Here is a 12,562-nt window from a genome sequence, read left to right as displayed (position 1 = left end):
CTCAAAAATTATTGTGAAGTGGTTCAAAGGAAAAGAAATGGCTTTGGCCATGGGCATGGAGATGGCGACAGCTCGTTTAGGCACTATGCTGGCTTTGGCTGTTACGGTTCCTATCGCTACTTTCTTTGGAATTACTGATGATGAGGGTGTGTTCCATCCTAATATCCCTGCTCCATTGTTGCTGTGCCTTACTATGCTTTGTATTGGTACGATAGCATTTTTTATTTATACTTTCTATGACAAGAAACTGGATGCTTCTTTAGAAGAGGAAGGGGCGGAACCTGAAGAGCCTTTCCGTATGAAAGATATTTGGTTGATTGTAACCAATAAAGGATTTTGGCTGATTGCGTTGCTGTGTGTGTTGTTTTATTCTGCCGTATTCCCTTTCTTGAAATATGCCACAGACCTGATGGTGCAGAAATATAATGTAGATCCGGAATTGGCAGGTACTATTCCTAGTCTGTTACCATTGGGAACTTTGTTCCTTACTCCGCTTTTCGGTAATGTGTATGATCGGATAGGCAAGGGAGCTACGCTGATGATCATCGGTTCTGTGCTGTTGATTTTTGTTCATACAATGTTTGCGTTACCTATCTTGAATGTATGGTGGTTTGCTACTATCATTATGATTATATTGGGGATTGGCTTTTCTTTGGTGCCATCGGCTATGTGGCCCTCTGTTCCTAAGATTATTCCGGAAAAGCAGTTGGGTACAGCTTACGCTTTGATCTTCTGGGTACAAAACTGGGGGTTGATGGGTGTGCCTGCCTTGATTGGTTTTGTCTTGAATGAGTATTGCAAAGGACCGGTAGTAGATGGGATGCAGACTTATGATTATACACTTCCCATGTGGATATTTGCAGGCTTTGGTGTGGCTGCGTTGTTCTTTGCTTTGTGGCTGAAAGGTGAGAATAAGAAAAAGGGGTATGGATTGGAGGAACCAAATATCAAAAAATAATTGATTGTCTTTTAGTGAAAATGAGGGTATCCAGTGCATGGATACCCTCATTTTGCTATATAGGGGTGAGATGAAGTTTTAGTCTTTATCAATCTTCACAATTCCTCCGGTATTAGGATTAAAGATCACTCGTGTGTTTACTTTTTTATTAAAAAGGTTATCTACCAGACATTCCGTTGTTCCAAATTGTGTAACAGGTAGTTCTCCGTCAAAATAACGTTTGTTTGGAGTGAATACGGTAACCTGAGCTTTTCCCGGAATATTATAAATAACACCATCCATTTTCTTTTTTTCTTTGCCTTTCGGATCCACCGGTGGCAGTGTTTCTTGGTTGATGATGGAGATATAATAAGGTTCACCGGATAAATTATCGGCATCCAGCATCCCTAGTTTCTTTGAGAAACGGAAAGCGACTTTTTCTTTCATGCCTGCTTCTGGCTTTATGCGGATGGTAAACGATTTTTCTGTGCGGTCTGTTGTGCCGGCAAACATTTGCATCATGGCTTGTTCCTGTTCATCCAGATTGTCCAGCATGAGTTTTAGAGCAGCTCCGTCTTTGGGCATATAATCTGCTTGTCCGCGGGTTAGGCTGTTTTTGCTTTCTCGTATATTGTAGATTTCTTTTGCCACCAATTCAGCCATTTTAGCGGTAGAACCGGCTATCAGAATCTCTTCGGTCATAAAACTGCGTGGGTCAATACGTTTTTTGGCCGTATCGGCAACCTTTGTTACAGGTGCTTTTTCTATAGGAGAGGTGGTGTTGATAGCCTTTATGATTCCTTCAGGAGTCAATTCTACTTGTGAGGCGGCACTTTTGTCTTTCAGTTTTACAGCGTATGCATTGTCCGGATCAGGAATGCCTATGGAATTTACCTTGATACTGTTTATTTCCCAATGTTCTTCCGGTTGGGATGATATGCCTGTCAGGCGCAGATAGCGGTCGGCGTATTGGCAGAATTCTCCGGGAGTGTAGACAACTTTGGTTGCGATGACTTGCAATTCTATTTCGGTCTTAGGCAAATAATAAACCACTCCTTCTCCCATGGTTCCGGGAGTATATGTACTGACATCTTGTGCGGTGCCGCTCAATGAAACCAGCAACCCTGCTGCGATTAATCCTTTTTTCATATTTCTATATTCTATCATATATGTAAGCAAATATAGCTATTCTTTTGTAAATCTGCCTTTTGTTTCTGTTAATTTCTTCCATGCTGCGGGTAATGCGTCAATAAGATCACTTGAGGTGGTCCCTATTTCTCCTTTTTCTTCCGCCGCAATGTCTCCTGCCAGACCATGTACGTAGACCCCCAGGCGGCATGCGTCTTCTTGAGTATATCCTTGTGCCAATAAGGCTGCCAGAATACCGGTCAGCACATCACCGCTGCCGGCAGTTGCCATACCTGGATTCCCGGTGGGATTGAAATAACAATTTCCTTCGGGGGTGACAACTGTGCTCCATGATCCCTTTATAATGATATAACTTTGCAGATAGGCAGCCAGTTCTTTAGTCTTTGTCAGCCGTTCGTAAGTATCCATGCATTTACCAATCAGTCGTTCCAGTTCTTTTAGATGGGGGGTGAGAATACAACGCTTCGGCATCCGGCTGAGCCAGTTGCGGTGAGTGCCGAAAATATTAATGGCATCCGCATCCAATACTAAAGGTACCGGACAACCTTGTATTTGTTCCATCATGGCTAACGCTGTATCTTCTTCTTGTCCCAATCCCGGACCGATGGCTATGGCTTGATAACGGTCTGTATCTACGGGTTCGGCAAAATAATGGTCGTGTATGTCTGTCTGTACAATGGCTTCGGGGACAGTGGTCTGAAGTAAATCATGGTTGTGGATAGGTACATGGACAGTCAGTAATCCCACTCCCGAACGCAGGCAGGCACGGGCAGATAAAATGGATGCTCCTGCCATGCCATAAGATCCTGCGATGAGCAGTGCATGTCCGAAAGCTCCCTTGTGGGCAAATCGTTTCCGCGGTTTGATGAGGCTGCGAATTTCTTCTTCCTCTGTGATATAGTAGGGACTTTGTGCTGTATCAATAAAGTCTTTTTTCAGTTGGATGTCCAATAGTTGCCATTCGCCTACAATGTCTTCGTTTTCGGGGAAAAGAAAGGATAGCTTAGGTAACTGAATGCTGAGAGTGACATCCGCACGTATCATGTTTTGACGGATGTTATAAGTGTTGTCCTCACACATTAATCCTGAAGGTACATCAATGGCTACTACCTGTGCCTTGGATGCATTAATATATTTCACTACAGCAGCAAATCCGCCGTTCAGTGGTTTATTGAGTCCGGAACCGAATAATCCGTCTACTACCAGATGCTTTTCTGTCAAGACTGGGGGATCAAATTGTGTGCTTACTTCGGTAAAATAGACCGAGCCGCATTCTTTTAACCGTTCAAGATTAGTCTGACATTCTTCCGACAGTTTTCCTTTGGTGTTAAACAGAAAGACTTCTACGTGATAGTTTTGTTTAGACAACATACGGGCTACGGCAAGCGCATCGCCCCCATTATTTCCCGGTCCGGCGAATACTGCAATATGGAAAGAAGTATCCCATCGGTGGGTAATGGCACGAGTCAGCTCTTCGGCTGCCCGTTCCATCAAATCAATGGAGGCAACCGGTTCTTTGGCAATCGTGTACTTGTCCAGCTCTTTTAGTTGGGTGCTCGAAATAATTTTCATGACAATCTCTTTTGTTTGAACGTACAAAGATAACACTATTTACAAAAAGAGGTTATGTGAATACTTCGATACTTGGAATAAAAATGTTATTTTTGCAGCAATTTAATAAAATAGCGGTTATGGATACCATTCAAATCAAAGATAAACGTTTCACTCCTTTCATTCCTGAAGAACGGATCTTAAAAGAAGTGGCACGGGTAGCGAGTGAGATTAATCGGGATTTAGAAGGAGCTAATCCCTTGTTTTTAAGTGTATTGAACGGCGCGTTCATGTTTGCTGCCGACTTGATGCGTAACCTTACCATCCCTAGTGAAATTTCTTTCGTGAAACTGGCCTCTTATGCAGGAACTTCTTCTACCGGAAAGGTAAAAGAGTTAGTAGGTTTGAATGATAATATTGAGGGTCGTACAGTGGTGATTGTGGAAGATATAGTGGATACCGGGGTGACAATGAAGCACTTGTTGGAAACATTACAAGCTGGAAAACCGAAAGAAATCCGTATTGCTACCTTGTTATTGAAACCTGATAAATTGGAGGTGGAACTGGATATACATTATGTGGCCATGCGTATTCCCAATGATTTTATTGTGGGGTATGGTTTGGATTATGATGGTTTGGGACGTAACTATCGGGATATTTACACCGTAATGGAATGAAATTTGTACAACTAAATATAAAAATAAAGGATAAAACAAGATGTTGAACATTGTAATTTTTGGAGCTCCGGGTTCTGGTAAGGGTACTCAGAGTGAACGTATTGTAGAGAAGTTCGGTATTAATCACATTTCAACAGGGGATGTGCTTCGTGCTGAGATTAAGAAGGGTACAGAATTGGGAAAGACAGCCAAAGGATATATTGATCAGGGCCAGTTGTTGCCTGATGAATTGATTATTGATATTCTGGCAAGCACGCTGGATAGTTTCAAGGAAAGCAAAGGGGTTATTTTTGATGGGTTCCCCAGAACCATCGCCCAGGCAGAAGCGTTGAAGAAAATGCTGGCCGAACGTGGACAGGAAGTATCTGTTATGTTGGATTTGGATGTACCCGAAGAAGAACTGATGACCCGCCTGATTAAGCGTGGACAGGAATCGGGACGTGCTGATGATAACGAAGAAACAATAAAGAAGCGTTTGGTTGTTTATCACTCGCAGACGGCTCCGCTGATTGACTGGTACAAGAACGAAGGTAAATATCAGCATATTCACGGCTTGGGTACGATGGATGCTATTTTTGCCGACATTGTTGCTACTGTCGAAAAATTATAATAATGTGCTAATGTGCTGATGTAGCAGTCCACCAAAGTGTCAGTCAGCATAATGATACATGGAGTACAGTTTCATTGGCACATTAGTAAGTTGGAAAATTAGTAAATTATTAATTATGGCTGAATCGAATTTTGTTGATTATGTGAAGATATATTGCCGCTCGGGTAAGGGCGGGCGAGGCTCTGCGCATATGCGTCGTGAGAAGTATGTACCCAATGGTGGTCCTGACGGTGGTGATGGCGGTAGAGGAGGTCATGTTATTTTGCGGGGAAACCGTAATTATTGGACATTGCTTCATCTGAAGTATGACCGCCACGTGTTTGCCACACACGGTGGCAATGGCTCAAAGAATAAAAGCTTTGGTAAAGATGGTGAAGACAAAGTTATTGAAGTACCTTGTGGTACAGTGGTTTATAATGCTGAAACAGGTGAATATATCTGTGATATCACCGAACACGGACAAGAAATAACTCTGTTGAAGGGAGGACGTGGGGGATTGGGAAACTGGCACTTCCGTACAGCAACCCGCCAGGCGCCACGTTTTGCACAACCGGGAGAACCCATGCAGGAACTGATGGTTATTTTAGAATTAAAACTGTTGGCTGATGTAGGTTTGGTAGGTTTTCCTAATGCAGGGAAATCCACTTTATTGTCTACTGTATCGGCGGCACGTCCTAAAATAGCCAATTATCCGTTTACTACGCTGGAGCCGAATTTGGGCATCGTGTCCTATCGTGAAGGAAAATCCTTTGTCATGGCGGATATTCCCGGAATTATTGAAGGGGCCAGTGAGGGAAAAGGACTGGGACTTCGTTTCCTGCGCCATATAGAACGCAACTCTTTGTTACTCTTTATGGTACCGGGTGATACAGATGATATCCGTAAGGAATATGAAATCCTGCTGAATGAGTTGGCTACCTTCAACCCGGAAATGTTGGATAAACAACGTGTGCTTGCCATTACCAAAAGTGACATGTTGGATGAAGAACTGATTGCCATGTTGGAACCGACATTGCCGGATAATGTTCCGCATATCTTTATCTCATCGGTGACTGGTCTGGGGATACAGCAGCTGAAGGATATTTTATGGACAGAATTGAATAAAGACAGCAATAAGTTGGAAGGTGTCCGTACGGAAACAATTGTTCATCGCGCCAAAGATGTTGCCAAACTGCAGGAAGAGTTGAAAGACATGGGTGAGGATGAGGACTTTGAATATAAATATGAAGAAGATGCCGATGATGACTTCGATTATGAATATGAAGATGAGGATTGGGACGAAGAAGAGGAAAAGAAATGAAATGGCTGACATCAGATAATAAAATGTTGGGATATGAGCTGATGAAGGCATATCCCAACATTTCTTGTTTTTCTACCACCCGTCACGGAGGTTGTAGTAAGGGGAACTACACCTCGTTCAATTGTAACGGATATTGCGGGGACGAGGCAGAAGATGTGAACCGCAACCGGGAATTGCTGCGTAGCTTGCTGCCCGGGGAATCGGTAGAACTCGTGATTCCGCACCAGACCCATAGTGACCATGTGAAAGTTGTGGATACTATTCATGTAAATACTGAATTGGAAGGAGTGGATGCATTGGTAACAGACATTCCCGGTTATTGCTTGTGTGTATCTACGGCCGACTGTGTTCCTGTTTTGTTATACGATACTCGAAAGAAGGTAGTGGCTGCCATTCATGCCGGATGGCGTGGTACGGTGGCCCGGATTGTAGAGAAGACAGTTTCGGTCATGAGCGATCAATACGGTTCGCAAGGGAAGGATCTCATTGCTTGCATCGGTCCCAGTATTTCATTGGAGGCTTTTGAAGTAGGGGATGAAGTTTATCAAGCTTTTTATGAGGCGGGGTTTGATATGAATCAGATAGCCCGTAAAGAAGCAAAATGGCATATTGATTTGTGGAAAGCCAACCGTCAGCAGCTGTTGACATACGGTGTGAAACCTGAACATATTGAGGTATCCGGCATTTGTACGTATCATAATAACGATGATTTCTTTTCGGCTCGCCGGCAAGGAATTCGGTCGGGAAGGATATTATCGGGCATTCTTTTAGGTGTCTGAGGAACACACTCATTGGAATAACGCAGTATAAAAATGAATATGGAAATAAAAGTATCGAAAGAAATAAAGAAAGCCTGTCCGCAGTTTGCCGGTATAGCCATCCGTGCTACGGTAAAAAACACTGCTTATAGCGAATCTTTGTGGAAAAAGATAGACGAGTTCACTGTACGCTATCGTGAAATGTACACTACGGATTCCATTAAGGATATGGTTACGATTCATGCCACTCGGGAGGCTTATAAGAAATGTGGAAAAGACCCTAGCCGTTATCGTCCTTCGGGGGAAGCGCTTTGCCGTAGAATCCTGCGTGGAATTCCCTTGTATCAGATAGATACTTTGGTAGATCTGATTAACTTGGTATCTATTCGTTACGGATATTCCATCGGCGGCTTTGATGCGGATAAAATACAAGGAGATACATTGGTGCTGGGTATCGGTAAATCCGGAGAACCTTATGAAGGGATAGGACGTGGAGAGTTGAATATAGAAGGAATGCCTGTTTACAGAGATGCTATGGGCGGAATCGGTACACCAACCAGTGATAATGAGCGTACTAAACTGGAGGCGGGAACTACGCATCTGCTGACCATTATTAATGGATATAGTGGCAAGGAAGGTTTGCAGGAAGCGGCAGATTATATGTTGGAGCTCTTGAAAGAGTTTGCAGCGTCCAAGGATGAAGAATTAATTTATTTTTAAAATAAGATAATGAAAAGCACACAATTACTATTTTTATTGTTCATAAGTGTGGTAGCATGGGCTGGGGGACCGGCTAAGAGTAATTTTACCGCGATGGAAGTGAACCATATCAGAGTCAATACCCCCGGGCTCTTTAATGAGCGCAAAAGTTTCTCCATTCATCTGGATAGTATAAAAGAGAATGAATATTGTTTTCCTCTTCCCGGTGGTAAAGTGATTTCTGCATACGGAGCTCGCCGGGGGCACAGTGGAACGGATATAAAGACTAAGGCCAATGATACTATCCGCTGTGCGTTTGATGGAATAGTACGTATGGCAAAAACATACGCTGCTTATGGAAATGTAGTTGTTGTGCGTCATGATAATGGATTGGAAAGTATTTATAGTCATAATTCCCGGAACTTGGTAAAATCCGGAGATATCGTGAAGGCCGGTGATGCAGTAGGGCTGACAGGCAGAACCGGACGTGCCACTACCGAACACCTTCATTTGGAATTCCGGATAGATGGACAACATTTTAATCCGAATCTGATTTTTGATATGAAAGGTCGTACTTTGCGCAAAACGGAAATTGTTTGTGCCAAAACCGGCAATAGAGTGATAGTAAAACAGAATTTAACGCCTAAAAAATGAGACGATGGATATAGAAAAAGCAATCACTGAAGGAATTGTATTCAAAGGTGGTAAATCTCCTAATGGTAAACAAGAAGATAAAGTGAAGACCAAGGCTAAAAAGAAAAGTTATATAACAGGGTTGCATGGGTCGGGAGCTGCCAAGATGAAAGCTGAGTTTCGTAAAAAACGTGCTAACAGACATAAGAATAAATAGGAATGTAGATTGAATTTAATATTCAGTATTTTATTAATAATTAACTAATTATCCTCTCTTTTGTTTTGGAATTATTCGTTCTTGTGTAAAATATGTTGCAAAATATAAAATAAACAGTACCTTTACAATGCAAAACACAAAGAAGGCAAACCTCTTCAGCGTGAATCAATAGGTAAAAAGTTTAATTTAAAAATGACAAAAGAGATGAAAAAGATTGTATTGTCTGTTATTGTAGCATTGATTGCTATTACTGCAAATGCGCAGGTGTATGTAGGTGGAACATTTGGAGTAGGTTCTGATAAAGTGGAAACAGAAGGAACAGAAGTAAGGAATACTACTTTCAAGATTCTGCCGGAAGTCGGTTATGAACTAAGTGAAGATTGGTCTGTCGGTACAGTAGTCGGTTATGAATATAATAAAAGCGGTGATGTGAAAACTAATACTTTCACTATTGTTCCTTATGCACGTTATTTCTTTTTGAGTAGTAATGTGGTCCGGTTATTTGCCGATGGCGGATTTGGCTTTTCTACTTCAAAAACGAAGGGAAATGACGCTTTGAATTCGTGGAATATTGGTATTAAACCGGGTATTGCCATCAAATTGTCTGATCATTTTTGTCTGGTTGCCAAGTATGGTTTCCTTGGATATTCCAAAAAAGAGAATCATGGATATGAGAGTGAAAATGTTGGTATAGATTTTGATACGGATGAGTTAAACTTTGGCTTTCATTATATATTCTAATCATATATAAGTGTATCTGATAATCAGGAATCATATAACTATATAATAGTTTGGTGAGCGGAATTTTTCATTCCATGAAAGATTCCGCTTATTTTCTTTACACATTAGGACTGGTTTCCAAAATAAAGCTTATATTTGTGAATGTAACGACGGTACAAACGAATTGGGAACTGAAATTTATTATTAACTAAAAACAAACAGTCATGAAAAAACTAGCCTTTTTTATTTTATTGTCATTGGTTACACTAGGTGTTTCTGCACAATCAAATCTGAAGTGGAATGTGAATGCGGGTATTGGTATGTCAAACTGGTATGGTGATGATACGGATGGTACAGATGCTAAATTTGCTTATAAAGTGGGTATAGGTTTGGAAGTACCTTTTGCTAATACTAATGTATGGTCTTTCCAGACAGGTTTGAATTTTATTTCTAAAGGTGTGAAAGGTAATGGAGTAACTGATGCTTGGGACGTGGTTGATGTGACAATCAACCAGCTTTATCTGGAACTGCCTTTGATGGTTGGTGCTCGGATACATACAGCCAGTAATTTTGACCTTCTTTTCAAAGGTGGTCCGTATTTGGCTTACGGAGTTGGCGGAAAAACTAAAATAGATGGTGTATCCGAGAAAGCTGATACTTTCGGTGATGATGGTTTAAAAAGATTTGATGCCGGTTTGGGTTTAGGAGTTGCTTTTGAATTTGGCAAAATAGTCGTAGGTGTTGAAACTGGCACAAGTTTTACTAAAGTAGCTAGTGGTGCTAGTGCTTATAATCTTTCTGCATTGGCCACTATCGGTTATAAATTCTGACCACAGATATAATCTTATAAATATATAAAGAACGGCTGTTTCTCTTTTAGAAAGAAGCAGCCATTTTTTTTAGATGAAACGTGGTTTATAAAATAAAAGCTATATTTGCAGATTATGATTAAGGACACAAACTTTTTGGATATGGCACTAATAGATAGGGTAAGGGTGATAAAACTACTTCTTTTTGCACTGTTTGTGATGGTAAGAACGGTGGCTCCGGCTCAGAATCAGGTGGATTGGAGTATAAAGGCCGGTATCGGCATGGCAAATATTATAGGTGATAATATGGGATCTCCTAAAGTAAAGCTGGCGTATAAATTAGGCATTGGTCTGGAATGCCCTTTTGATAAGGTCTGGTCTTTACAAACAGGCGTCTCGTTTGTTTCCAAAGGGACTAATCATACGGCTGTTGAAACAGATGGAATTTCGGCTCAGGCGAAGGTAAATGTATCTTATTTGGAATTGCCTGTAATGGTGGCAGCCCGGTTTGCAATGGATCGGAATACTCATATACTTGTTGCTGCAGGGCCCTATGGAGCATGGGGGATTGGTGGTAAAACCAAGGCTTTAGGGCATCGCTGGTCATCATCTTCTACGCCGGATTGGAATACTGGAAATGTGGTTGAAATAGATACTTTTGGCAAAGGCGGACTTGATCTGCGCCGTTTCGATTATGGAGTGGCAATAGGGTTGTCGGTGGAATACCGGCATTATATGATAGGAGTGGAAGGACGGTTAGGGCTGTGCAAACTTCAAAAAGAACTTCAAGGGAAAAATATTACCGGGTTTGTAACAGCGGGATATAAATTTTAAGACGATTTTTTATATGGATTGTAAACACGGATTTTGCAGACTAAACATGACTTGCTTTATATCTGTAAATCCGTGTTGCAATTTGCACTGAGTATGAATAATTAATGATGGAATAAACGAATACCAGTGAATGCCATGGTGATGCCGTATTTGTCGCAAGTGTCAATTACATGGTCATCACGTACAGAACCTCCGGTTTGTGCTATGTATGCCACTCCGCTCTTATGCGCACGTTCTATATTGTCACCAAATGGGAAGAAAGCATCCGATCCCAATGATACCCCCTTCATGGTATCCAGCCATGCGCGCTTTTCTTCGCGGGTCAGTACTTTCGGTTTTTTTGTGAAGAATTGTTGCCAGATGCCGTCAGCCAAAACATCTTCATGGTCGTCACTGATATAGACATCAATTGTATTATCACGATCTGCACGGCGGATTTTTTCTACCCACGGCAGATTCATTACTTTAGGATGTTGGCGCAAATACCATATATCCGCTTTATTACCGGCAAGACGTGTACAGTGGATGCGGCTTTGCTGGCCGGCACCGATGCCGATAACCTGTCCGTCTTTTACATAACAAACAGAATTACTTTGTGTATATTTTAAGGTGATGAGGGCAATAATCAAATCGCGTTTTGCTTCGTCTGGAAAATGCTGGCTTTTAGTTGGAATATGGGTCAGCAGGCTTTCGTCCAGTTTGATTTCGTTGCGGCCTTGTTCAAAAGTAATACCGAATACATCTTTGTGTTCAATAGGTACAGGGCGGTAAGCTGGGTCTATTTTAATTACATTGTATGTCCCCTTGCGTTTGTTTTTCAGGATTTCTAGCGCTTCCGGTGTATAATTGGGAGCTATGACACCGTCTGAAACTTCACGGTTGATGAGGCGTGCGGTAGCTTCGTCGCAAGTATCGCTCAATGCGATAAAGTCTCCGTAAGAAGACATGCGGTCAGCGCCACGAGCGCGGGCATATGCGGTAGCCAATGAGGTAAGTGGTAGGTCGTTTACAAAATAAATTTTCTTCAAGGTGTCATTCAACTCGATTCCTACTGCAGCTCCTGCCGGGCTGACATGCTTGAAAGAGGCTGCTGCGGGCAGTCCGGTAGCTTCTTTCAATTCCTTGACCAGTTGCCAGCTGTTGAAAGCATCCAGAAAATTGATGTATCCGGGACGTCCGTTCAATACTTCGATAGGCAGTTCCCCTTCTTGCATGAAGATGCGTGACGGCTTCTGATTGGGGTTGCAGCCGTACTTTAATTCTAATTCCTTTGCCATAGTTTTATAATATTTCGGTTTATTGATTTTCAATGTGTGACAAAGGTACAAAATAAATGGGGAAGACAGGTTATAAGAACTGTTTTTGGTTGCAAACAACATGGTCGGGTGTTATTGGGGGAAGCTGGGATGTGAGATAGGAATTGCTTTGCGATATGAGAGGTTGTTTAATTTAAAAAAAAAAAAACTTTCAAAAGAATGCTGAACAACATTTAAACAGGAACTGAGTTTCATTTTTATTCGGATTTTTGGGTCTGTCGGACTTTGGTGGGAAAGTATGTTTCAGGCTTGATACAACATTTTTCTGTTTTCCTTCCTAAAGTTTTTCAAGAGTGGTAGCATTGGCATCTGTTTTTGCTAACTCAGTTGTGTGTGCTGCGTACCTCGTCCT

At 41.8% G+C, this 12,562-nt stretch carries 14 protein-coding genes; 11 read left to right on the top strand and 3 right to left on the bottom strand.

Annotation, left to right across the window (positions count from 1 at the left end):
• On the top strand, positions 1-958 hold a 958-nt coding region (locus AB5935_RS07935; protein WP_368327387.1), incomplete at its 5' end, for an MFS transporter.
• A gap of 78 nt (positions 959-1,036) precedes the next feature.
• Here the strand turns inward: AB5935_RS07935 and AB5935_RS07930 are convergent.
• Together AB5935_RS07930 and AB5935_RS07925 are read right to left on the bottom strand one after the other, a co-directional pair.
• Positions 1,037-2,086 carry a DUF4831 family protein gene (locus AB5935_RS07930; RefSeq protein ID WP_007851113.1) on the bottom strand — a complete coding sequence of 350 codons (1,050 nt, stop codon included), beginning with the start codon at positions 2,084-2,086 and terminating at the stop codon, positions 1,037-1,039.
• Between the two features lie 36 nt (positions 2,087-2,122).
• The gene (locus tag AB5935_RS07925; RefSeq protein WP_007851111.1) at positions 2,123-3,658 is read right to left on the bottom strand and encodes a bifunctional ADP-dependent NAD(P)H-hydrate dehydratase/NAD(P)H-hydrate epimerase; all 1,536 of its coding nucleotides are present in this window, start codon (positions 3,656-3,658) and stop codon (positions 2,123-2,125) included.
• A 119-nt stretch (positions 3,659-3,777) separates the two neighbouring features.
• Between AB5935_RS07925 and hpt the strand changes: the two genes are divergently transcribed.
• The 10 genes from hpt (at position 3,778) to AB5935_RS07875 (ending at position 10,894) form a co-directional block, all read left to right on the top strand.
• Positions 3,778-4,314, top strand: a complete 537-nt coding sequence (gene hpt / locus AB5935_RS07920) for a hypoxanthine phosphoribosyltransferase (protein ID WP_007851109.1) — start codon at positions 3,778-3,780, stop codon at positions 4,312-4,314.
• Positions 4,315-4,354: 40 nt separating this feature from the next.
• Positions 4,355-4,924, top strand: coding sequence for an adenylate kinase (locus AB5935_RS07915; RefSeq protein ID WP_007831404.1), 570 nt, complete (start codon positions 4,355-4,357; stop codon positions 4,922-4,924).
• 115 nt (positions 4,925-5,039) lie between these two features.
• Positions 5,040-6,224: a GTPase ObgE gene (gene obgE, locus AB5935_RS07910; RefSeq protein WP_007842224.1), complete on the top strand. Its 1,185-nt coding sequence runs from the start codon at positions 5,040-5,042 to the stop codon at positions 6,222-6,224.
• On the top strand, positions 6,221-7,003 hold the full coding sequence (gene pgeF, locus AB5935_RS07905; RefSeq protein WP_007831406.1) for a peptidoglycan editing factor PgeF: 783 nt from the start codon (positions 6,221-6,223) through the stop codon (positions 7,001-7,003). The genes obgE and pgeF overlap by 4 nt, the downstream gene beginning before the upstream one ends.
• A gap of 39 nt (positions 7,004-7,042) precedes the next feature.
• Positions 7,043-7,702, top strand: a complete 660-nt coding sequence (locus AB5935_RS07900; RefSeq protein WP_032935416.1) for a B3/4 domain-containing protein — start codon at positions 7,043-7,045, stop codon at positions 7,700-7,702.
• Between the two features lie 9 nt (positions 7,703-7,711).
• Complete coding sequence (locus tag AB5935_RS07895) at positions 7,712-8,335, top strand: M23 family metallopeptidase (protein ID WP_007831408.1); 624 nt, start codon at positions 7,712-7,714, stop codon at positions 8,333-8,335.
• 4 nt (positions 8,336-8,339) lie between these two features.
• Positions 8,340-8,531: a hypothetical protein gene (locus tag AB5935_RS07890; RefSeq protein ID WP_007831411.1), complete on the top strand. Its 192-nt coding sequence runs from the start codon at positions 8,340-8,342 to the stop codon at positions 8,529-8,531.
• Between the two features lie 204 nt (positions 8,532-8,735).
• Complete coding sequence (locus tag AB5935_RS07885) at positions 8,736-9,272, top strand: outer membrane beta-barrel protein (RefSeq protein WP_007842229.1); 537 nt, start codon at positions 8,736-8,738, stop codon at positions 9,270-9,272.
• 203 nt (positions 9,273-9,475) lie between these two features.
• Positions 9,476-10,081, top strand: a complete 606-nt coding sequence (locus AB5935_RS07880) for a porin family protein (RefSeq protein ID WP_007831415.1) — start codon at positions 9,476-9,478, stop codon at positions 10,079-10,081.
• A gap of 141 nt (positions 10,082-10,222) precedes the next feature.
• Entirely contained in the window at positions 10,223-10,894 is a 672-nt protein-coding gene (locus AB5935_RS07875; protein WP_032935419.1) for a porin family protein, read from the top strand.
• 101 nt (positions 10,895-10,995) lie between these two features.
• Here the strand turns inward: AB5935_RS07875 and AB5935_RS07870 are convergent, their stop codons facing one another.
• Positions 10,996-12,273: a phosphoribosylaminoimidazolecarboxamide formyltransferase gene (locus AB5935_RS07870; protein WP_007831421.1), complete on the bottom strand. Its 1,278-nt coding sequence runs from the start codon at positions 12,271-12,273 to the stop codon at positions 10,996-10,998.
• Positions 12,274-12,562 lie beyond the last annotated feature (289 nt).

This window comes from Phocaeicola sp. RTP21198st1_B8_RTP21198_201120, from assembly GCF_040929485.1.
GTDB classification, from domain to species: Bacteria; Bacteroidota; Bacteroidia; order Bacteroidales; family Bacteroidaceae; genus Phocaeicola; species Phocaeicola dorei.
The sequence above is the reverse complement of the archived record's forward strand: the minus strand, read 5'-3'. Positions and strand labels throughout refer to the sequence as shown.